At 77.3% G+C, this 20,821-nt stretch carries 16 protein-coding genes and 1 riboswitch; of the genes, 13 read left to right on the top strand and 3 right to left on the bottom strand.

The window, feature by feature from the left end; genetic code table 11:
• Window positions 1-152: 152 nt before the first annotated feature.
• Window positions 153-1,169, bottom strand: coding sequence for a LacI family DNA-binding transcriptional regulator (locus HDA31_RS15370; RefSeq protein WP_178064690.1), 1,017 nt, complete (start codon window positions 1,167-1,169; stop codon window positions 153-155).
• Between the two features lie 191 nt (window positions 1,170-1,360).
• Between HDA31_RS15370 and HDA31_RS15365 the strand changes: the two genes are divergently transcribed.
• The 5 genes from HDA31_RS15365 (at window position 1,361) to HDA31_RS15345 (ending at window position 7,331) form a co-directional block, all read left to right on the top strand.
• On the top strand, window positions 1,361-2,512 hold the full coding sequence (locus HDA31_RS15365) for a Gfo/Idh/MocA family protein (RefSeq protein ID WP_074476145.1): 1,152 nt from the start codon (window positions 1,361-1,363) through the stop codon (window positions 2,510-2,512).
• A complete protein-coding gene (locus HDA31_RS15360; protein WP_178064691.1) occupies window positions 2,509-3,660 on the top strand; it encodes a dihydrodipicolinate synthase family protein in 1,152 nt (383 codons plus the stop codon). The genes HDA31_RS15365 and HDA31_RS15360 overlap by 4 nt, the downstream gene beginning before the upstream one ends.
• Before the next feature lie 197 nt (window positions 3,661-3,857).
• A complete protein-coding gene (locus HDA31_RS15355) occupies window positions 3,858-4,655 on the top strand; it encodes a sugar phosphate isomerase/epimerase family protein (RefSeq protein ID WP_178067384.1) in 798 nt (265 codons plus the stop codon).
• Window positions 4,656-4,803: 148 nt separating this feature from the next.
• Complete coding sequence (locus HDA31_RS15350; RefSeq protein ID WP_246384612.1) at window positions 4,804-5,952, top strand: FUSC family protein; 1,149 nt, start codon at window positions 4,804-4,806, stop codon at window positions 5,950-5,952.
• Between the two features lie 89 nt (window positions 5,953-6,041).
• Window positions 6,042-7,331, top strand: a complete 1,290-nt coding sequence (locus HDA31_RS15345) for an MFS transporter (protein ID WP_178064692.1) — start codon at window positions 6,042-6,044, stop codon at window positions 7,329-7,331.
• Between the two features lie 19 nt (window positions 7,332-7,350).
• On the opposite strand, the gene HDA31_RS15340 is transcribed toward HDA31_RS15345, so the two are convergent.
• Window positions 7,351-8,103: a hypothetical protein gene (locus HDA31_RS15340; RefSeq protein ID WP_178064693.1), complete on the bottom strand. Its 753-nt coding sequence runs from the start codon at window positions 8,101-8,103 to the stop codon at window positions 7,351-7,353.
• A gap of 111 nt (window positions 8,104-8,214) precedes the next feature.
• On the opposite strand from HDA31_RS15340, the gene HDA31_RS15335 reads away from it, so the two are divergent.
• Window positions 8,215-8,550, top strand: coding sequence for a hypothetical protein (locus tag HDA31_RS15335; RefSeq protein WP_178064694.1), 336 nt, complete (start codon window positions 8,215-8,217; stop codon window positions 8,548-8,550).
• A 34-nt stretch (window positions 8,551-8,584) separates the two neighbouring features.
• On the opposite strand, the gene cpt is transcribed toward HDA31_RS15335, so the two are convergent.
• Complete coding sequence (gene cpt / locus HDA31_RS15330) at window positions 8,585-9,118, bottom strand: chloramphenicol phosphotransferase CPT (RefSeq protein WP_178064695.1); 534 nt, start codon at window positions 9,116-9,118, stop codon at window positions 8,585-8,587.
• Window positions 9,119-9,377: 259 nt separating this feature from the next.
• Window positions 9,378-9,507: riboswitch (cobalamin riboswitch) on the top strand.
• 288 nt (window positions 9,508-9,795) lie between these two features.
• On the opposite strand from cpt, the gene cobN reads away from it, so the two are divergent.
• The 7 genes from cobN to HDA31_RS15295 all read left to right on the top strand — a co-directional run bounded on the left by cobN (window position 9,796) and on the right by HDA31_RS15295 (window position 20,781).
• Complete coding sequence (gene cobN, locus HDA31_RS15325) at window positions 9,796-13,515, top strand: cobaltochelatase subunit CobN (protein ID WP_178064696.1); 3,720 nt, start codon at window positions 9,796-9,798, stop codon at window positions 13,513-13,515.
• A complete protein-coding gene (locus HDA31_RS15320) occupies window positions 13,512-15,809 on the top strand; it encodes a VWA domain-containing protein (RefSeq protein WP_178064697.1) in 2,298 nt (765 codons plus the stop codon). Before cobN ends, HDA31_RS15320 begins: the two co-directional genes overlap by 4 nt.
• Window positions 15,809-16,420: a cob(I)yrinic acid a,c-diamide adenosyltransferase gene (gene cobO, locus HDA31_RS15315; RefSeq protein WP_091277672.1), complete on the top strand. Its 612-nt coding sequence runs from the start codon at window positions 15,809-15,811 to the stop codon at window positions 16,418-16,420. Before HDA31_RS15320 ends, cobO begins: the two co-directional genes overlap by 1 nt.
• Window positions 16,414-17,877 carry a cobyrinic acid a,c-diamide synthase CobB gene (locus HDA31_RS15310; protein WP_178064698.1) on the top strand — a complete coding sequence of 488 codons (1,464 nt, stop codon included), beginning with the start codon at window positions 16,414-16,416 and terminating at the stop codon, window positions 17,875-17,877. The genes cobO and HDA31_RS15310 overlap by 7 nt, the downstream gene beginning before the upstream one ends.
• Window positions 17,878-17,945: 68 nt before the next feature.
• Window positions 17,946-18,737, top strand: coding sequence for a precorrin-2 C(20)-methyltransferase (locus tag HDA31_RS15305; protein WP_221487362.1), 792 nt, complete (start codon window positions 17,946-17,948; stop codon window positions 18,735-18,737).
• Window positions 18,734-19,633 (top strand): precorrin-4 C(11)-methyltransferase, encoded by a 900-nt coding sequence (gene cobM, locus HDA31_RS15300; protein WP_178064700.1) that lies wholly within the window; start codon window positions 18,734-18,736, stop codon window positions 19,631-19,633. The genes HDA31_RS15305 and cobM overlap by 4 nt, the downstream gene beginning before the upstream one ends.
• Window positions 19,630-20,781, top strand: a complete 1,152-nt coding sequence (locus tag HDA31_RS15295; protein WP_178064701.1) for a cobalt-precorrin-5B (C(1))-methyltransferase — start codon at window positions 19,630-19,632, stop codon at window positions 20,779-20,781. Before cobM ends, HDA31_RS15295 begins: the two co-directional genes overlap by 4 nt.
• Window positions 20,782-20,821: the final 40 nt, after the last annotated feature.

Here is a 20,821-nt window from a genome sequence, read left to right as displayed (position 1 = left end):
GGCGTGCGGGGCGGGGTGCGTGCGGGGCGGGGCGGGGTGATCGACTCTATGTCGGCGACATGGCGGTATCCCGGCGAGTTGATCGCGCGATGTCGCCGACCTGGCGGCCGGGCCCGAGCCCCGCCCGGCCCGCCGGCCGCGCCGGGGCCGGGTCAGGCGGGGGCCGGGCCGGTGCTGCCCCGGCGCACCAGCTCCGCCGGCAGCGTCTCGACGCGGGGGCTGCCGCTGGCCGGGTCGAGGGCGAGGGTCATCGCCCGCACCCCCATCTCGACCAGGGGGAGCCGCACCGTGGTCAGCGCGGGGGTGACGTCGGCGGCGATCGGCATGTCGTCGAAGCCGAGGACGGAGACGTCCTCGGGCACCCGCACGCCGCGCTCCCGCAGCAGGGCGAGCGCGCCGACGGCCATCGAGTCGTTCAACGCCACGATCGCGGTGGGCGCGGGGCTGGCGTCCAGCAGCTCGGCCGCGGCCCGGGCCCCGCCGTCGCGGTCGAAGTCGGCGTACCGGATGCGGTCGTCGGGCAGCTCGACGCCCTGCTCGGCGAGGGTCCGTCGTAGCCCGGTCAGCCGGTCGGTGATGGTGGTGAGCACCCGGGGCCCGGCGACGACACCGACCCGCCGGTGCCCGAGGCGCAGCAGCTCCCGGCCGATCAGCTCGCCGCCGGTCGTGTTGGCCGGCATCACCGCGTCGCCGAAGTGGTCGTGCCGGCCGATCACCGCGACCCGCCCGCCCGTCGCCTCGTACGCGGCGAGCTTTTCGTTGAGCGTCGTGGTGAACGCGGCGTCGTGGTAGCCGGACCCGGCCAGCACGATCGCGGCGACCTGCTGGCCGCGCAGCAGCTCCACGTAGTCCAGCTCGCGGACGGGGTCGCGGTAGCTGTTGCAGATGATCAGCAGCCGGCCCCGTTCGGTGGCGACCCGTTGCAGTCCCCGGGTCACCTCGGCGAAGTAGGGGTCGGAGACGTCGTGGACGACGACGCCGACCACGCTGCGTTGCGGCCGGGCCAGCAACTGGGCGTGCGCGTTCGGCACGTACCGCAGGTCGGCGACGGCGCGCAGCACGCGTTCGCGCAGCTCGTCGGCGACCGGTTTGCTGCTGCCGTTGATCACCCGTGACGCCGTGGCGGGGGAGACGCCCGCCCGCCGCGCCACATCGGCCAGCGTCGCCATCCGCCGCCCCTCGTGGTCCGCCCGCGCGGCCGGACCCCGCGCGGTCGCGGACAGGTTACCGCAGTCGCATCCGAAAGCCCTTGCCCTGCGGGGCGGCGGCCCCTACGCTCCCAGGAAAGCGCTTGCCTGGCGGATTGGCCGCGTGTGCCCGTCGGGCGGGTGCCGGCCGCCCGAAGAGAGGGAAGAGAATCATGAGCCGTAGGCCGATAGGGATCATCGTCAATGGCGTCACCGGCCGGATGGGCTACCGCCAGCACCTCGTCCGTTCGCTGTTGGCCATCCGGGAGCAGGGCGGGGTGCCGCTGGCCGACGGCACCCGCATCTGGCCCGAGCTGATCCTGGTGGGGCGCAACGAGAGCCGGCTGCGCGACATCGCCGAGCGGCACGGGCTCACCGACTGGACGACCGACCTCACCGCCGCCCTCGCCCGCGACGACGTCGACGTCTACTTCGACGCCCAGCTCACCCAGCAGCGGGAGAAGGCCGTCCGCCAGGCCATCGACGCCGGCAAGCACATCTACACCGAGAAGCCCCTCGCCGAGGACAGCGCCGCCGCCGTCGAGCTGGCCCGCGCCGCCGACGCCGCCGGCATCCGCACCGGCGTGGTGCAGGACAAGCTGTTCCTGCCCGGGCTGCGCAAGCTCAAGCGCCTCGTCGACGGCGGGTTCTTCGGCCGCATCCTGTCCGTGCGCGGCGAGTTCGGCTACTGGGTCTTCGAGGGCGACTGGCAGCCCGCCCAGCGCCCGTCCTGGAACTACCGCGCCGAGGACGGCGGCGGCATCGTGATGGACATGTTCCCGCACTGGCACTACGTGCTGGCGGAGCTGTTCGCCCCGGTGCGCGCGGTCACCTGCGTCAACGCCACCCACATCCCGCGCCGCGTCGACGAGGCCGGGCGCGCCTACCCGGCCACCGCCGACGACGCCGCGTACGGCATCTTCGAGCTCGAAGGCGGGATCATCGCCCAGCTCAACTCCTCGTGGGCCGTCCGGGTGCACCGCGACGAGCTGGTCGAGTTCCAGGTCGACGGCACCGAGGGCAGCGCCGTCGCCGGGCTGCGCAACTGCCGCGTGCAGCACCGCTCGGTCACCCCGAAGCCGGTGTGGAACCCGGACCTGCCCTCCGGCGAGAGCTTCCGGTCACAGTGGAGCGAGGTGCCGGACAACGACGAGTTCGACAACGGCTTCAAGGTGCAGTGGGAGGCGTTCCTGCGGCACGTGGTGGCCGGCGAGCCGTTCCCGTGGGACTTCATGGCCGGCGCGCGCGGCGTGCAGCTCGCCGAGCTGGGCCTGCGCTCCGCCCGCGAGCACCGCCGCATCGAGATCCCGGAGCTGGACCGATGAGCGGCGGGGTCGTCCTGCCCGACGGCACCCGGCACCGGCTCACCGGCAGCGGCGGCTTCCCCCGCCCGGCCGCCCCGGCGACCACCCGGATCGCGTACGCCGCCGCGCACGTGGTGGCCGACCCGCGCGCCGAGAACGTCCCCGGCGCGCCGGCCGCCGTCGACTGGGACCGCACCCTCGCCTTCCGGCGGCACCTCTGGTCGTACGGGCTCGGGGTCGCCGAGGCGATGGACACCGCGCAGCGCGGCATGGGCCTGGACTACCCGGCGACCCGCGAGCTGATCCGGCGCAGCGCCGCCGAGGCCCGCGCGGCCGGCGGCCGGATCGTCGCCGGGGTCGCCACCGACCAGCTTCCCGTCGGCCCGGCCAGCATCGCGCAGATCCGCGACGCCTACGCCGAGCAGCTCGCCGAGGTGCTCTCTGCGGGGGCCCGACCGGTGCTGATGTGCAGCCGGCACCTCGCCGCCGCCGCCCGCGGCCCCGAGGACTACCAGCAGGTGTACGCCCACCTGCTGACCGCCTCCGACCAGCCGGTCGTGCTGCACTGGCTCGGCGACATGTTCGACCCGGCGCTGGCCGGCTACTGGGGCTCGGCCGACCTGGACCTCGCCGCCGACGCCGTGCTCGATCTGATCTCCGACCACGCCGAGAAGGTCGACGGGATCAAGGTGTCGCTGCTCGACGCCGACCGGGAGGTCGCCCTGCGCCGCCGGCTGCCCGCCGGGGTCCGCCTCTACACCGGCGACGACTTCCACTATCCGGAGCTGATCCGGGGCGACGCGGCGGGTCACTCCGACGCGCTGCTCGGGGTGTTCGCCGCCATCGCGCCGGCCGCCGCCGCCGCGCTGGCCGCCCTCGACGCCGGCGACCTCGCGACGTACGACGAGGTCTTCGCCCCCACCGTGCCGCTGGCCCGGCACCTGTTCGCGGCCCCGACCTGGCACTACAAGACCGGCATCGTGTTCCTGGCCTGGCTGACCGGCCACCAGGACCACTTCACCATGGTCGGCGGCCAGCAGGCGGGCCGGTCGCCGGCCCACCTGGCCCGGCTGCTCGTCCTGGCCGACGCGGCCGGGCTGCTGCCCGACGCCGAGCTGGCCGCCGCGCGGGCCCGGGCCTACTTCACGGTCGCCGGGGTGGCCCAGTGACCGCCGTGGACGGGCCGGAGGCGGCCACGGCGCCCGGGGCGCCGGCGCGCACGACCGCCGGGCCGGCGGTGCCCGGCGCGGTCGGCGCGGCCGGCGGGCCGGCGGCGGCCGGGGTGGGTGGGGCGGCGACGCGTGCGGCCGGCGGGCCGGCAGCGACCGCCGCCGGCGGCCCGGCGGGCGACCGCCTCGGCGACCGGCTGGCCCGGTTCTCGTTCAACCAGGCCACCGCCACCGGCTGGGGCCTGGAGGAGCTGGTCGCCGGCTGCATGGCGGCCGGCGTGCCGGGCGTCGGGCTCTGGCGGGAGCCGGTGCGGGAATACGGCGTCGAGCGGGCCGCGCGGCTGGTCCGCGAGGCGGGGCTGGCCGTCACCTCGCTGTGCCGGGGCGGGTTCTTCACCGCCGACGGCTGGCGCGACGAGAACCTGCGGGCGATCGAGGAGGCGGCCGCCCTCGGCACCCGCGAGCTGGTGCTGGTCTCCGGGGGCCTGCCGGCCGGCAGCCGCGACGTCGACGCCGCCCGCGAACGGGTCGCCGACGCGATCGGCGAGCTCGTGCCGCACGCCAGGGCGGCCGGGGTGCGGCTGGCCATCGAGCCGCTGCACCCGATGTTCTGCGCCGACCGGTGCGTGATCTCCACCCTCGGCCAGGCCCTCGACATCGCCGAGCGGTTCGACCCGGGCGCGGTCGGGGTGGTGGTCGACACGTACCACCTGTGGTGGGACGACACGGTGTTCCGGCAGATCGCCCGCGCGGGCGACCGGATCGCCGCGTTCCAGGTCGCGGACTGGGTCACCCCGCTGCCGGCGGGCGTGCTGCTGGGCCGGGCGCTGCCCGGCGAGGGCTGCGTCGACCTGCGCCGGTTCCGTGACGCCGTCGACGCGGCCGGCTACCGGGGGGCGATCGAGGTGGAGGTCTTCGACGCCGACCTCTGGGCCCGCCCCGGCCCGGAGATCCTCGCCGCCGCGATCACGGCCCACCTCACCCACGTGGCCTGACCCCACCGACCCCACCCCCACGCGATCTTGCACTTGCGGCCCCTCCGGTGGGGCTTTCGCACCATTCGTCGGGGCCCGATGTGCAAGATCGCGTGAGGAGCCGGCCCGGGTTCCGGGGCGCGGCGGGGCCGGAGCACCATGGGCGGTGGTGCGACGGGCAGGGGAGGCGGCCATGGTGCGGTGGAGCTGGTTCCGGGAGGCCGCCGGCCGGGCCCGGCAGGGCTGGCTGCCGGTGGTGGAGGGGACGGTCGCGGCCACGGTGGCCTGGGTGCTGGCCACCCGGCTGGTCGGGCACCCGCAGCCGTTCTTCGCCCCGGCCGCCGCGCTCATCGTCCTCGGGCAGGCCCGGGGCCAGCGGATGCGCCGGGCGGTGGAGGTGGTGCTCGGCGTCGCCGCCGGGGTGCTCGTCGCCGACGTCGTGGTGCAGGCCCTCGGCCCGCACAGCAGCTGGACGGTCTTCACGGTGATCCTGCTCACCATCGTGCTCGCCGTGGCGGTCGGCGCGACCGGCGTCTCCGTGGTGCAGGCCGCCGTCTCCGCCCTCTACCTGGTGGTGGTCGCCCCGCCGACCGAGTCGCTGATCCCGTTCCGGTTCGTCGACGCCCTGATCGGCGGGGCGGTGGCCCTCGTGGCCAGCCAGCTCGTCGACGCCCGCCGCCCGCTCGCCCCGTTGGTCGTCGAGTTCCGGCAGACCTTCGAGGGCCTCGCCGGGCTGCTGCGCGAGGTCGCCGACGCCCTCGACGGCCGCGACGAGCAGGCCGCCCTGGCCGCCCTGGACCGGGCGCGGGGCATGGACGCGGCCGTGGAGCGGCTGCGCGACGCGGTGCTCGCCGCCGGGGAGGCGCTGACCCTGCACGTACGCCGCCGCCGGCACCTGGGACGGCTGCGCACCGTCGACGCGTCCATCGGGCAGATCGACTACGCCGTGCGCAACGTGCGGGTGCTGGCCCGGGCCGGGGTGACCCTCACCCGGCTGGCCGCCCCCGTCCCGGCCGACCTCGGCGGGGCGGTCCGCTGCCTGGCCGACGCCGTGCAGGCGGCCGGGGAGGCGTTCGCGGCCGACCTCGACGGTCGCGACGCCGTCGCCGACGCGCACGCCGGCCGCGCCGAGGCCGCCGCGCTGGACGCCGTCCGGGTCGCCGGGCGGCTCTTCGCCTCCGGCCAGCCCCTGCCGCTGGCGATGATCGTGGGGCAGGTGCGGGCCACCGCGATCGACCTGCTGCGCGGGGTCGGCGTGGACGACGACGCCGCCGTGCTCGGCCGGGTCGACGAGGCACTCGGCCTGCCGGCCGTGTGACGCCGGCCCCGGCGTCTGCCGGGAGCGGGCCGGTCCGGATTACGGTAAGGGGCGGGGCCAAGATCGGTGCTGTCGCGCCAGGGTGTCCAATGGGCGGTCGACGCCCGCAGAGCCGAGAGGAACTCGTCGTGAGCAGCACCGACGCACCGCCTGCCGAGCCGGATGCCGGTCGGGTCGGCGCGCAACGCCCGGTCCTGCCCGCCCGCAACGGCGTGGCGGCCGTGTTCGCCCTGAACGGGCTCGCGATCGCCACCTGGTTCGCCCGGGTGCCGGCCGCCCGGGAGGCGCTGGACCTCAGCGCCGGAGGGCTCGGCCTGCTGCTGTTGTCGATGTCGGTGGGGTCGCTGCTGGCCATGCCGACGGCCGGGCTGGTGGCCCAGCGCCTCGGCACGGCCCGCGCGGTGCTGCTCGGCACCGCGCTGGTCTCGGGCGGGTTGGCCGTCGCCGGCACGTCCGCCGGGGTCGCCGGCTTCCTGCCCGGGGCCGCCGTCGGCCTGTTCGCCTTCGGCTACGGCGCCGGCACCTGCGACGTGGCGATGAACATCGAGGGTACGACGGTCGAGCGGCGGCTGGGGCGCACCATCCTGCCCCGGTTCCACGCGGCCTGGAGCCTCGGCTCGGTGGCCGGGGCGGGGATCGGGGCCGGAGCCGCGCGGGTCGGGGTGCCGATCGCCGCGCACCTGAGCGTCCTCGCGGCGGTGGTGCTGGTCGGCACGCTGCTCGGGGTCCGGACGTTCCTCGCCGCCGGCACCGCGTCGGCCGGCGGGGAGCGGGCCGCCGCCGCGGCCCGGCGCGCGTCGCTGCTCGCCGCCTGGCGGGAGCCGCGCACGCTGCTCATCGGCCTGCTGGTGCTGGTGATGGCGTTCACCGAGGGCAGCGCCAACGACTGGCTGGCCGTGGCGTTCGTCGACGGGTACGGGCTCAGCGAGGCGGCCGGCGCCGCCGTGTTCGGGGTGTTCGTGGTCGGCATGACCATCGGGCGCACCGCCGGAACCGTGGCGATCGACCGCTGGGGCCGGGTGCCCGTGCTGTTCGGCACCATCCTGCTCGCCGCGGCGGGCGCCGGCCTCGCGGTGCTGGCCGGCGACGGGCCGGTGGCGATCCTCGGCGTGGCACTGTGGGGGCTGGGCGCGTCGCTCGGCTTCCCGGTGGGGCTCAGCGCCGCCGCCGACGAGGAGGACCGGGCGCCGGCCCGGGTCAGCGTCGTCGGCGTGATCGGCTACACGGCCTTCCTCGGCGGCCCGCCGCTGCTCGGCCTGCTCGGCGACCAGGTGGGCACGCTGCGGGCGCTGCTGTTGGTGCCGCTGCTCCTGGTGCCCGCCCTCGCCCTGGTCCCGGTGCTCCGGCCGCCGGCCGGCACGCGCAGCCGCCCGGTCTAGCGCCGGTTGCGCAGCGGGGTCAGCCGGTGGCGGGGTCCGGGCCGCGGTGGTGGTCCGGGCGCAGCCAGACGCGCAGCGGCCCGATCCGCCGGAAACCCGCCTCCTCGGCCGGCGGCAGGCCGCCTCCGGACTCGTAGCCGACCAGCGGCCGGTCCGGGCAGGCGGCCACGACGCCCCGCCACACCCGGGCGAGATCGCCGTCGGCGGCGAAGACGTTGGAGACCCCGACCGCCGGGCCTCCGTCGGTCAGCACGGCGCCTGCGGTGACCGCGCCGTCGGCCGCGTGCCGGGCGAGGATCGTGACCCGCGGGTCGGCCAGCAGCGCCGGCCGGCGCAGGACCTCGCTGCCGTGCGCGGCGGACCAGTCGGCCAGCCCTCGCGCCGACGTGACCGGGGCCAGTGCCGTCGGGCCGGCCCCGGGCGGCACGACGAGCGGCATGACGAGCGGCATGACGAGCGACGCGCCGGGCGGTGCGGCTGGCGGGCGGTGGATCCACTCGGCCGCGAAGAGCACCCGGAAGCCGTGCGGGGCGAGGTCCAGGTCGGCGAAGCTGTCCTTCACCGACGCGCCGGGACCGGCATCGATCCGGGCCAGCAGCCGGGCGGCGTCCACGTGGGGGCGCAGGGTCACCGCGTCCGGATACCACTGCGGGGAACGGCGGGGCACCGACCAGGCGTCCGCGTCGCGCGCCCCCGCGAGGCCGTGGGCCCGGCCGACCAGGTCGCACCAGTCGGCGTTGTCCCGCGCCGCCACCGCCCGCCACGCCGCCACCGGGGGAGTGTACGGGGAGGCGGGCCGGGTCAGCTTCCTCACATCCCGCGTCCAGCAGGCTGCCAGGCGGGGATGCTCCACTGGAGGGCGCGCCGAGGAGAGGAGCCGGGCATGGGCTGGTTCAGCCGCCGCCGACCTGTCGCCGACGGGATCCCGACGAAGCTCGACCGCGAGGCGACGCCGGACGACCTGGCCGCCCTGGAGGAGTTCGTCCGCAGCCGCCGGGGCGTGGAGTTCTACCTGGAGCCGGAGACCACCGCGACCGACACCACCGTGATGGCGATAGCCCACGACGGGGAGTGGATCCGGCGGCGGACCGGGTCGCCGCGGGCCGCCGCGAAGATCGCCCAGCGGCACGCCGTGCCGTTGTACGAGGCCGCGCGGACCGGGTACCCGGAGCGGATGCGGGCCTGGAACCGGGCGCACCCGGAGCGCCGGGCGCGCTGACCCCGGGCGCCGTCGGCCCGCCGCACCGAGTCGCTCAGCGCACGTGCGCGGCGATGGCGCGGGCGCAGTCGAGCGACTCGGTGCGGCCGGTGTCGACCTCGACGTCGTAGCGGACCCCCTCGTGCACGGTCTCGGCCTGCGCCGCCGCCATCCCGATCACCCGGTCGCCCCGGGCGATCTCCCGGGCCGCCGCGACGGCCGGGGGACACCGCACGCCGGCCCACAGCACCTCGACGTCGGCCAGGTAGCCGCCGAGCCGCTCCTGGGAGGCGCCGCCGCCGAGGAAGACCTCGTCCAGGATGATCCGCGCCCCGGCGTCCGCCATCGCGGCGATGCCGACCAGCCAGGCGTGCTGCACGGCGAGGAAGTCCCCGCCGACGTCGACCTCGCCGTGCGGGCCGAAGCTCAGCCCGGCGGGGCTGCCCAGCAGGGCCGGCGGCAGCCGGTCGATCAGGTCGTCCACGCCGAAACTGATCCACGGGTGCGGCAGGACGCGCTGGAGGCACCGGACGATCGCGGACTTGCCCGAGCTGGAGCCGCCGTTGAGCACGATGACCTGCGTCGCCACTGATCGGATTCCCTTCGGGCAAGTCCCGTCCCGCGCCGGCGGGCGATGATCGGAATCAGCCTAGCCAGCCCGGGGGCGGGCGGCGGGGAAATGCGCGCGGAACGGCCCGCATCCATCGGCGTACGACATTTGCTTTCGCCGCATCCGATTCCCGATGCAATTGTCAGGCATCGATGTCGTTAGGGGAGTGGGGTGGCCGGGAGTCCGGCGTTGACCGGCGGCGGTCGGGTGTGGCAGCATTCGCGGCCTGACGGCAGTGAAGGAAGCCGGTGCGATTCCGGCGCGGTCCCGCCACTGTCACCGGGGAGCGATCCCCCCTCGTGAGTCACGGCCGTGTGTCTGCGGTTGGAAGGCCGGGGGAGAGCGTCGATCCGGAAGCCAGGATACTTCGGCCGTCGGAGCGACCCCAGGGCGTGGACACCCGAGGAGGACCCGATGACGCACGGCGTCTCGCACATCGACGATCATCGTCGCCGCCTGCTGGCGCGCGGCAGCCTGCCCGCGCCCCGTCGCCGCACCTGAGCCCGAGCCCCGCGTACCGCGCCACGCTGCGCCCCCGGCGCCCCGGCCCGCGCCGGTGAGCCGGCCGCAGGCCCGCCGTACCCGCTGAACCCGCGCCCACGCCTGCCCGCAGGCGGCCTGCCCGCCGCCCCGTGCGTCACTCTCCGGAGCCCTCCGTGCGCATCCTGCTGCTGTCCACCGCCGACACCGACCTGCTCGCCGCCCGGGCCAGCGGCGTCGGCTACCGGCTGGCCAACCCCGCCCGGGTCGCCGCCGACGCCGTGCCGGCGCTGCTCGACGGCGTCGACCTCGCCGTCGTACGGCTGCTCGGGGGCCGGCAGGCGTGGCCGGACGGCCTCGCGGCCGTGCTCGGCTCCGGGGTGCCGACGGTCGTCCTCGGCGGCGAGGCGGTGCCCGACGCGGAGCTGATGGCCGCGTCCACCGTGGCCTCCGGGGTGGCCACCGGGGCCCTGGCGTACCTGGTCGAGGGCGGGCCGGGCAACCTCGCCGAGCTGGCCCGGTTCCTCTCCGACACGGTGCTGCTCACCGGCGCGGGCTTCGCCCCGCCCGCGCCCACCCCCGGGCACGGCGTCCACGGCGAGCGGCCCGTCAAGCCCGAGCGGCCGACGGTCGGGATCGTCTTCTACCGGGCGCACGCCCTCGCCGGGAACACCGCCTTCGTCGACGCCCTCGCCGACGCCGTCGACGCCGCCGGGGCGAACCCCCTGCCGGTCTTCTGCGGCTCGCTGCGCGGGCTGGCCCCCGGCGACGGGCCGCTGGAGCTGTTCGCCCGCTGCGACGCCCTCGTCGTCACCGTGCTGGCCGCGGGCGGGACGGTGGCCGCCGACGCCTCCGCCGGGGGCGACGACGCCTGGGACGTCGGCGCGCTCGCCGCCCTCGACGTGCCGATCGTGCAGGCGCTCTGCCTCACCAGCACCCGCGACCAGTGGGCCGGCAGCGACGCCGGGCTGTCCCCGCTGGACGCCGCCATGCAGGTGGCCATCCCCGAGTTCGACGGCCGGATCGTCACCGTGCCGTTCTCGTTCAAGCGGATCGACGCCGACGGGCTGTCGGTCTACGAGCCCGACCCCGAGCGGGCCGCCCGGGTCGCCGGGATCGCCGCGCGCCAGGCCCGGCTGCGGCACGTGCCGCACGCCGACAAGCGGCTGGCGATCGTGCTCAGCTCCTACCCGACGAAGCACTCCCGGGTCGGCAACGCCGTCGGCCTGGACACCCCCGCCTCGGCGGTGCGGCTGCTCGCCGCGCTCGCCGACGCCGGCTACCACCTCGGCGACCGGCCGGTGCCCGACGACGGGGACGCGCTCATCCACGCCCTGATCGCCGCCGGCGGCCACGACGTGGAGTGGCTCACCCCCGAGCAGCTCGCCGCCGCCGACGCCCGGGTGCCGCAGGCAAGCTACCGGCGCTGGTTCGACGCGCTCCCGGCCGGGCTGCGCGGGCGGATCCGCGAGCACTGGGGCGAGCCCCCCGGCGAGCTGTACGTCGACGACGGGCACGTGGTGCTCGCCGGCCTGCGGCTGGGCAACGTGCTGCTGGCGATCCAGCCGCCGCGCGGCTTCGGCGAGAACCCGATCGCCATCTACCACGACCCCGACCTGCCGCCCAGCCACCACTACCTCGCCGCGTACCGCTGGCTGGCCGCGCCCGAGGCGGACGGCGGGTTCGGCGCGGACGCCGTGGTGCACCTCGGCAAGCACGGGACCCTGGAGTGGCTGCCCGGCAAGGGCCTCGGCCTGGCCGCCGACTGCGCCCCCGACGCCGTCCTCGGCGACCTGCCGCTGGTGTACCCGTTCATCGTCAACGACCCCGGCGAGGGCACCCAGGCCAAGCGCCGCGCCCACGCCGTCGTCGTCGACCACCTCGTGCCGCCGATGGCCCGCGCCGAGACGTACGGCGACCTGGCGAAACTCGAACAGCTCCTCGACGAGTACGCCACCGTGCAGGCCCTCGACCCGGCGAAGGTCCCGACGGTGCGGGCGCAGATCTGGGACCTGGTGCGCGCCGCCGAGCTGCACCACGACCTGCACACCGCCGACATGCCCGCCGCCGACGACTTCGACGACTTCGTGCTGCACCTCGACGGGTACCTGTGCGAGGTCAAGGACGTGCAGATCCGCGACGGCCTGCACGTCCTCGGCGGCGCGCCCACCGGCGAGGCGCGGGTCAACCTGGTCCTCGCCGTGCTGCGCGCCCCCCAGGTGTGGGGCGGGGTGCGCGCCCTGCCCGGCCTGCGCCAGGCGCTCGCCGCCGCGTACGGCCTCGACGAGGCCGCCCTGCTCGCCGAGCCGGGACGGCGCATCGCCGTGCCGAAGGAGCTGACCGACGTGGCCGACGGCCCCGCCGGCACCGCCGCCGACGCCGTCGACCTGATCGAGGGGCTGGCCCGCCGCCTCGTCGCCAACCTGGAGGCCACCGGCTGGGCCGCCGACGCCGACGCGAACACCAGCACCGGCACCGGTATCGACGCCGACGCCAGCGCCGACCGGGTCGACGCCGTCGTCGCGGAGGTCACCGGCCGGGCGATCCCCGACGCCGCCGACGTGCTGCGCTTCGCCGCCCGCGAGGTGGTGCCCCGGCTGGCGCGCACCACCGACGAGGTCGGCCGGGTGCTCGGCGCGCTCGACGGCCGGTTCGTGCCGCCCGGCCCGTCCGGCTCGCCCACCCGGGGCCTGGTCAACGTGCTGCCCACCGGCCGCAACTTCTACTCCGTCGACCCGAAGGCGATCCCCAGCCGCAACGCCTGGGACGTCGGCGTGGCCCTCGCGGACTCGCTGCTGGCCCGCCACCTCGCCGACACCGGCGCCTACCCCCGCTCGGTGGGGCTCACCGTCTGGGGCACCAGCGCCATGCGCACCCAGGGCGACGACGTCGCCGAGGTGCTCGCCCTGCTCGGCTGCCGCCCCACCTGGGACGACCGGTCCCGCCGGGTCACCGGCGTCGAGGTGGTGCCGCTCGCCGAGCTGGGCCGGCCCCGCGTCGACGTCACCGTCCGCATCTCGGGGTTCTTCCGCGACGCGTTCCCGCACGTCGTCGCGCTGATCGACGACGCGGTGCGCCGGGTCGCCGCCCTCGACGAGCCGGCGCGGGACAACTACGTCGCCGCGCACGTCGCCGCCGACCTCGCCGAGCACGGCGACGAGCGCCGGGCCACCGCCCGCGTCTTCGGCTCCAAACCGGGGGCGTACGGGGCGGGGCTGCTGCCGCTGATCGACGCCCGCAACTGGCGCAGCGACGCGGACCTCGCCGAGGTGTACGCCGTCTGGGGAGGCTACGCGTACGGCCCCGGCCTGGACGGGCGGGAGGCCCGCGCCGACATGGAACGCTCCTTCGCCCGCATCGCCGTGGCGGTGAAGAACCAGGACACCCGCGAGCACGACATCGTCGACTCCGACGACTACTTCCAGTACCACGGCGGGATGGTGGCGATGGTGCGCCACCTCACCGGCGTCGCCCCCGCCGCGTACGTGGGGGACTCGGCGATGCCGCACGACGTGCGCACCCGCACCCTCGGCGAGGAGACCCGGCGGGTGTTCCGGGCCCGGGTGGTGAACCCGAAGTGGATCGCCGCGATGCGCCGGCACGGCTACAAGGGCGCGTTCGAGCTGGCCGCCACCGTGGACTACCTGTTCGGCTACGACGCCACCGCCGGCGTCGTCGACGACTGGATGTACGAGCGCCTCGCCGCCGAGTACGTCTTCGACGACACCACCCGGGCGTTCCTGGAGCAGTCCAACCCGTGGGCGCTGCGCGGCATCACCGAGCGGCTGCTGGAGGCCGCCGAGCGGGGGATGTGGGCCGCCCCGCAGCCGGCCACCCTCGACCGGCTCCGCGAGACGTACCTGGCCAGCGAGGGCGACCTGGAGGACCGGCAATGAGCGCGTTTCCCTTCTCCGCCGTGCTCGGCATGGCCGACATGCGCCTCGCGCTGCTGCTCAACGCCGTCTGCCCGGCCATCGGCGGGGTCCTCGTGCGGGGCGAGAAGGGCACCGCGAAGTCCACCGCCGTGCGGGCCCTGGCCGCCCTGCTGCCGCCCGTCGACCAGGTCGCCGGCTGCCGGTTCGCCTGCGACCCGGCGACGCCGGACCCGTCCTGCCCCGACGGCCCGCACCCGGGCCCGCCCGACGGCCCGCACCCCGCCGGCGCGGCGGGTCCGGGCCGCGCCGCCGCGCCCGTCGAGCGTCGCCCGGCCCGCCTGGTCGAGCTGCCCGTCGGCGCCGCCGAGGACCGGGTGGTCGGCTCGCTGGACCTGGAGCGGGCCCTCGCCGAGGGGGTACGCGCCTTCGAGCCCGGCCTGCTCGCCGCCGCCCACCGGGGCGTGCTCTACGTCGACGAGGTCAACCTGCTGCACGACCACCTCGTCGACCTGCTCCTCGACGCCGCCGCGATGGGCCGCAACCACGTCGAGCGGGAGGGCGTGTCGGTCAGCCACGCGTCCCGGTTCCTGCTGGTGGGCACGATGAACCCAGAGGAGGGGGAGCTGCGCCCGCAGCTGCTGGACCGGTTCGGGCTGACCGTGGAGGTGGCCGCCAGCCGCGATCCGGCCGTGCGGGTGGAGGTGGTGCGCCGCCGGCTGGCCGCCGACGCCGACCCGGCCGGGTTCGCCGCCCGCTGGGCCGCCGCCGACGCCCAGGTGGCCCGGCGGGTCGCCGCCGCCCGGGACCGGCTCGGCCGGGTGCGGCTGCCCGACGCCGCGCTGCGCCAGATCGCCGAGGTGTGCGCCGCGTTCGACGTGGACGGGATGCGCGCCGACATCGTCACCGCCCGCGCCGCGATGGCGCACGCCGCCTGGCAGGACCGGACGGTGGTGACCGCCGAGGACGTGCGGGTCGCCGCCCGGCTTGCCCTGCCGCACCGCCGCCGCCGTGACCCGTTCGACGCCCCGGGGCTGGACGAGGACCGTCTCGACGAGGCGCTGCGGCGGGCCGCCGACGACCACCCCGACGACGACCCGCCCGCCCCCGACGGCGACGGCGACGGCCCGGACGGTGGTGGTCCCGGGGGCGGCCCGCATGGCGGCGGTGGCCCCGGGGGCGGTGGCGGTCCCGACGGGAGTGGCCCGGACGGCGGTGGTCCGGCGGGAGGCGACGGCCCCGGGAACGGGACGACGGCTGGCGGCTCGGCGAGCGGCTGGCACGACGGCGACGGCACAGCCAGGTCGACCGCCGACACCAGGGCTCCCGGAGAGCCCGGGGACCAGCCCACAGCCCAGTGCGGGAACCCGCCCGCCGACCAGCCGGTCGACCGACCCGGGGACGGCGGCGGCGGGCGGCAGCGGGTGGCCGTACCCCGGACGGGGTTGACGGCCCGGCTGCTCACCGCGCCCGGCGTCGGCGACGGGGTGCCCGGCCGGCGGTCGCGGGCCCGCACCGGCCGGGGCCGCACCACCGGGGCGCGGACCCCGCGCACCGGCCGGCCCGGCCCGCTGCACCTGCCGGCGACGATCCGCGCCGCCGCCGGGCGTCGGGCGGCCCGGGGCCGGGTCGGCGGGCCGCTGCGGCTGCGCCCGGCCGACCTGCGGGAGGCGGTCCGCGAGGGGCGCGAGGGCAACCTCGTGCTGTTCGTCGTCGACGCCAGCGGCTCGATGGGCGCGCGGGAGCGGATGTCGACCGTGAAGGGCGCCGTGCTGGCCCTGCTCACCGACGCCTACCAGCGCCGGGACAAGGTGGCCGTGGTGGCGTTCCGGGGGGCCGGGGCGCAGACCCTGCTGCCGGCGACGTCGTCGGTGCTGGCCGCGTCCGCCCGCCTCGCCGACCTGCCCACCGGCGGGCGCACCCCGCTCGCGGAGGGCCTCGCCGCCGCCGCCGAGCTGCTGCGGGTGGAGCGGCTGCGCGACCCGAGGCGGCGTCCCCTGGTGCTGGTGCTCACCGACGGCCGGGCCACCGCCGGGCCCCGCCCGCTGGAGCGGGCCGACCGCGCGGCGGCGGCGCTCGCCGCCACCGGCGCGCCGTGCGTCGTCGTCGACTGCGAGTCCGGGCCCGTCCGCCTGCACCTGGCCCGCCGCCTGGCCACCCACCTCAACGCCCGGCACCACCCCCTCGCGGCCCTCACGCACAGCGATCTTGCACTTGAGGCCCGGACGAAAGGGGCGAAGGCGCTGCAAGCGGGGGCCGCAACTGCAAGATCGTGGAGAGCCGGCGGGACGAGCCGGCAGGACAGGAGTGTGCGCTGATGCCGCAGGGTAGGCCGGAACGGGTGCCCGCCGACGGGCTGACCACGCGGCAGCGGCGGCACCGGCCGCTGCTGATCGTCCACACCGGGCAGATGAAGGGCAAGTCGACCGCCGCGTTCGGGCTGGCCCTGCGCGCCTGGACCGCCGGGCTGCCGATCGGGGTGTTCCAGTTCGTCAAGAGCGCCAAGTGGCGGGTCGGCGAGGAGAACGCCTTCCGCGCCCTCGGCGAGGCGCACGAGCGCACCGGCCAGGGCGCGCCGGTCGCCTGGCACAAGATGGGCGAGGGCTGGTCGTGGATCCAGCGCGGCGGCGAGGCCGACCACGCCGCCGACGCCCTGGAGGGCTGGCGGCAGATCCAGCGCGACCTGGCCGCGCAGCGCTACGGCCTGTACGTGCTCGACGAGTTCACGTACCCGATGAAGTGGGGCTGGGTCGACGTCGACGAGGTCGTGGCGACGCTGGCCGACCGGCCCGGCTTCCAGCACGTCGTGATCACCGGCCGCGACGCCGACCCGCGCCTGGTCGCCGCAGCCGACCTGGTCGCCGAGCTGACCAAGGTCAAGCACCCGATGGACGCCGGCCAGAAGGGCCAGAAGGGCATCGAGTGGTGAGCACCGGATGGGCGCTGCCCCGGGTGGTGGTCGCCGCCCCGGCCAGCGGGCACGGCAAGACGACCGTGGCCACCGGCCTGCTCGGCGCGCTGCGCCGCCGCGGGCTGACCGTCAGCCCGCACAAGGTGGGCCCCGACTACATCGATCCCGGCTACCACGGCCTCGCCGCCGGCCGGCCGGGCCGCAACCTGGACCCGTGGCTGGTCGGGGCGGAGCGCGTCGCGCCGCTGCTGCGCCACGGCGCGAGCGTCCCGACGCCCGCCGACGTCGCCGTGATCGAGGGGGTGATGGGCCTGCACGACGGCGCGGTCGGCCGCCGGGGGTACGCCTCCACGGCCCACGTCGCCACCCTCGTCGACGCCCCCGTGCTGCTGGTGCTCGACACCACCGCCCAGGGCCGCTCCGCCGCCGCCCTGGTGCTCGGCATGCGCGCCTTCGACGAGCGGGTGCGCGTCGGCGGGGTGATCCTCAACCGGGTCGGCTCGCCCCGGCACGAGACGCTGCTGCGCGACGCCCTCGCCGAGGTGGGCGTGCCGGTGCTCGGGGCGGTCAGCCGGTCCGTGGAGGTCGCCGCCCCCTCGCGGCACCTCGGTCTGGTGCCGGTCGCCGAGCGGGCCCCGGAGTCCCTCGCGGTCGTGGCCGCCCTCGCCGACCTGGTCGCCGCCACCGTCGACCTCGACGCGGTGCTCGACCTGGCCCGCAGCGCCCCGCCGCTGACCGTCCCCGCCTGGGACCCGGTCGCCGCCGTCGGCGGTCAGGGCAGCACCGCCGCCGTCGGCGGCCCAGCCGGTACCGCCGCCGTCGGCGGCCCAGCCGGTACCGCCGCCGTCGGCGGCCCAGCCGGTGTCACCGCCGTCGGCGGCCCGGCGCGCACCGGCGGCCCGACGGTCGCGGTCGCCGCCGGGGCGGCCTTCACCTTCTCGTACGCCGAGACCGCGGAACTCCTCGCGGCGGCCGGGGCGACCGTGGCCCCGTTCGACCCGCTGCGCGACCCCGGCCTGCCGGCCGGCACCCGGGCGGTGGTGATCGGCGGCGGCTTCCCGGAGGCGCACGCCGACGCGCTCGCCGGCAACGCCGCGCTGCGCGCCGAGCTGGCCGCCTTCGACGGGCCCGTCGTCGCCGAGTGCGCCGGCCTGCTCTACCTGGGCCGCTCCCTCGACGGTGCGCCGATGTGCGGGCGGCTGGACCTGACCGCCCGGATGACCGGCCGGCTCACCCTCGGCTACCGGGAGGCGGTGGCCGCCGCCGACTCCCCGGTGACCCGGGCCGGCGAGCGGGTACGCGGCCACGAGTTCCACCGCACCGTCACCGACCCCGGCCACGGCGACACCCCGGCGTGGCGTTTCGACGGCGCGGCGCACGGCTTCGTCGACGGCCGGGTGCACGCCTCCTACCTGCACGTCCACTGGGCCGGCCAGCCGCACGCCGCCCGTCGCCTCGTGCAGGCGTGCCGGTGACCGCCCCGGGGCCACGGCCCGTCCCTGCGTCGTGGCCCGCCCCGGCGGCGCGCCCCGACGGGCCCACGCTGACCGGCGTGGGGGTCGGGCCGGGCGACCCGGAGCTGCTGACCGTGAAGGCGGTGCGGGTGCTGCGCGAGGCCGACGTGGTGTTCGTCCCGGTGATGGCGGAGCACCCCGACGCGCCAGCCGGCCCCGACGCCCCGGCCGGTCCCGACGGGACCGGGACCGGCCCGGGGACGGTGGACGGCGGCGGGCGGGCCGAGGCGACCGTCCGGTCGTACGTGGACGGTGGCCGGGTGCGACGGCTGCCGTTCGCCCTCGACGACCGGGGCGGCGTCACCGCCCGCCGCCGGGCCGTCTGGGACGCCGCCGCCCGCGCCGTCGCCGACGCGTTCGACGCCGGTGCCGCCCGGGTCGCGTTCGCCACCATCGGCGACCCGAACGTCTACTCCACCTTCGGTTACCTGGCCCAGGGCGTGCGCACGCTGCGCCCGGCGGTGCGGGTCGCCACGGTGCCCGGGATCACCGCCATGCAGGACCTCGCCGCCCGCAGCGGCACCGTGCTCTGCGAGGGACGCGAGCCGCTGACCCTGCTGCCCGCCACCGCCGGGCCGGAGCTGTTCGCCGCCGCCCTGGCCGGGCCGGGGACGGTCGTCGCGTACAAGGGCTGGCGGCGGCACCCCGAGCTGGTGGCCGAGCTGCGCCGGCAGGGCCGCCTCGGCGAGGCGGTGCTGGGCCGGGGGCTCGGCCTGCCCGGGGAGCGGATCGGCCCGGCGGACCCCGACGACGGCGACCTGCCGTACCTGTCGACGCTGCTCGTCCCGGCCCGCCGGGACACCCGGGGAGGCAAGCTGTGAGCACCGCAGGAGACGCCGCCGGCGCGCCGGCGACCACGGGGAAGGTGTGGTTCGTCGGGGCCGGGCCCGGCGCGGCCGACCTGCTCACCCTGCGCGCCGCCCGGGTGATCGGCGCGGCCGACGTGGTGGTCTGGGCGGCGAGCCTGGTGCACGCCGACGTGCTCGACCACGCCCGCGCCGACGCCGAGATCGTCGACTCCTCGCAACTGGCGATGGAGGGGGTGCTGCCGGTCTACGAGCGGGCCGCCGCCCGGGGGCTGACCGTGGCGCGGATCCACTCCGGCGACCCGGCGCTGTGGGGGGCGGTGCAAGAGCAGCTCGACCTGTGCCGGGCCCTCGGGCTGGCCGTCGAGGTGGTGCCCGGCGTCTCCGCGTTCACCGCCGTCGCCGCGCTCGTCGGCCGGGAGCTGACCGTCCCCGAGGTGGCCCAGTCGGTGATCCTCACCCGCCTCGAAGGCGGCAAGACGCCGATGCCGCCCGGCGAGCGGGTCCGCGACTTCGCCCGGCACGGCACCACCATGGCGCTGTTCCTCTCCGCCGCCCGCTCCGGGCAGGTGCAGGCCGAGCTGCTGGCCGGCGGCTACCCGGCGGACACCCCGGCCGTGGTGGCGTACCGGGCGACGTGGCCGGACGAGCTGGTGGCGCGCTGCACCGTCGGCACCCTGGAGGCCACCGTCAAGCGGCACCGGCTGTGGAAACACACCCTGTTCCTGGTCGGGCCGGCGCTGGCCGCCGCCGGCACCCGCTCGCACCTCTATCACCCCGGGCACTTCCACACCTTCCGCCGGGCCGAGCCGGCCGCCCGCGCGGAGCTGCGCCGCCGCCGCGACGACGCCACCGGCGCGGGCGGGGACGCCGAGCCCGGGACACCGGCCGCGCCGGGACGGGCCGGATGACGTACCCCGAACCGGAGCTGCGCGAGCCGGACCTGCCGCGTACCGCGAAGGTCCGGCCCACCGCGCTGCGCACCGGCTGGACGACCGGCGCGTGCGCCACCGCGGCGGCGAAGGCGGCGGTGACCGCGCTGGTCACCGGCGTGCCGCAGCGGCAGGTGGAGATCGGCCTGCCCGCCGGCCGCCGGGTGGCCTTCCCCGTGGCCCGCTGCGACCTCGCCGACCCGCCCGGCGCGGGCGCGGAGGCCGTGGTGGTCAAGGACGCCGGGGACGACCCGGACGTCACCCACGGCGCGCACCTCACCGCCACCGTCGGCTGGCGCGACGCCCCCGGCCTCGACCTGGCCGGCGGGCCGGGCGTCGGCACGGTCACCAAGCCGGGCCTGGGCCTCGCCGTCGGCGGCCCGGCGATCAACGAGACCCCGCGCCGCATGATCGGCCAGGCCGTCGCCGAGGTGGTCGACCTGGCCGAGGTCGGGGTACGGGTGGTCATCAGCGTCCCCGGCGGGGAGGTGATGGCCCGCAAGACCACCAACCGGCGGCTCGGCATCCTCGGCGGCATCTCCATCCTCGGCACCACCGGGATCGTCCGGCCCTTCTCGACGGCCTCCTGGCGGGCCAGCGTGGTGCAGGCCGTGCACGTGATGGCCGCCCAGGGGGAGCGGACGGTGGTGCTGTGCACCGGCGGGCGCACCGAACGGGCCGCCCGCGCCCTGCTGGCCGACCTGCCCGAGGTGTGCTTCGTCGAGGTCGGCGACTTCACCGGCGCGGCCGTCACCGCCGCCGTCGGCGACGGCCTGACCCGGGTGGCGTTCGTCGGGATGGCCGGCAAGCTGGCCAAGCTCGCCGCCGGGGTGCTGATGACCCACTACACCCGCTCCAAGGTGGACCTGTCGCTGCTCGGCGCGGTCACCGCCGACGCCGGCGGGGACCCGGCCCTGGTGGCCGAGGTGGTGGCGGCGAACACCGGCCGGCACGCGTACGAGCTGTGGGCGGACGCCGGGCTGCTGCGCCCCGCCGGGGACCTGCTCTGCGCCCGGGTCCGTCAGGTGCTGCTGCGCTTCGCCGGGCACGCCGTCGACGTCGACGTGGCGATGGTCGACTTCGCCGGGGAGCACCTCGTCGCGTCGGCGGGCCGGTGGGCGGCGTGACCCCCGGCGCAGGCCCGGCGGGCCGCCTGCTGCCCGGCGA

It is taken from the genome of Micromonospora carbonacea, from assembly GCF_014205165.1.
Classification (GTDB): domain Bacteria; phylum Actinomycetota; class Actinomycetes; order Mycobacteriales; family Micromonosporaceae; genus Micromonospora; species Micromonospora carbonacea.
The sequence above is the reverse complement of the archived record's forward strand: the minus strand, read 5'-3'. Positions and strand labels throughout refer to the sequence as shown.

What these genes read in the sequence shown, in the direction of transcription:
- HDA31_RS15295 (WP_178064701.1), top strand. Translation starts at nt 19,630, where the DNA reads ATGACGTACCCCGAACCGGAGCTGCGCGAGCCGGACCTGCCGCGTACC.
- cobO (WP_091277672.1), top strand. Translation starts at nt 15,809, where the DNA reads ATGCCGCAGGGTAGGCCGGAACGGGTGCCCGCCGACGGGCTGACCACG.
- HDA31_RS15335 (WP_178064694.1), top strand. Translation starts at nt 8,215, where the DNA reads ATGGGCTGGTTCAGCCGCCGCCGACCTGTCGCCGACGGGATCCCGACG.
- HDA31_RS15365 (WP_074476145.1), top strand. Translation starts at nt 1,361, where the DNA reads ATGAGCCGTAGGCCGATAGGGATCATCGTCAATGGCGTCACCGGCCGG.
- HDA31_RS15370 (WP_178064690.1), bottom strand. Translation starts at nt 1,169, where the DNA reads ATGGCGACGCTGGCCGATGTGGCGCGGCGGGCGGGCGTCTCCCCCGCC.
- HDA31_RS15320 (WP_178064697.1), top strand. Translation starts at nt 13,512, where the DNA reads ATGAGCGCGTTTCCCTTCTCCGCCGTGCTCGGCATGGCCGACATGCGC.
- HDA31_RS15360 (WP_178064691.1), top strand. Translation starts at nt 2,509, where the DNA reads ATGAGCGGCGGGGTCGTCCTGCCCGACGGCACCCGGCACCGGCTCACC.
- HDA31_RS15345 (WP_178064692.1), top strand. Translation starts at nt 6,042, where the DNA reads ATGGGCGGTCGACGCCCGCAGAGCCGAGAGGAACTCGTCGTGAGCAGC.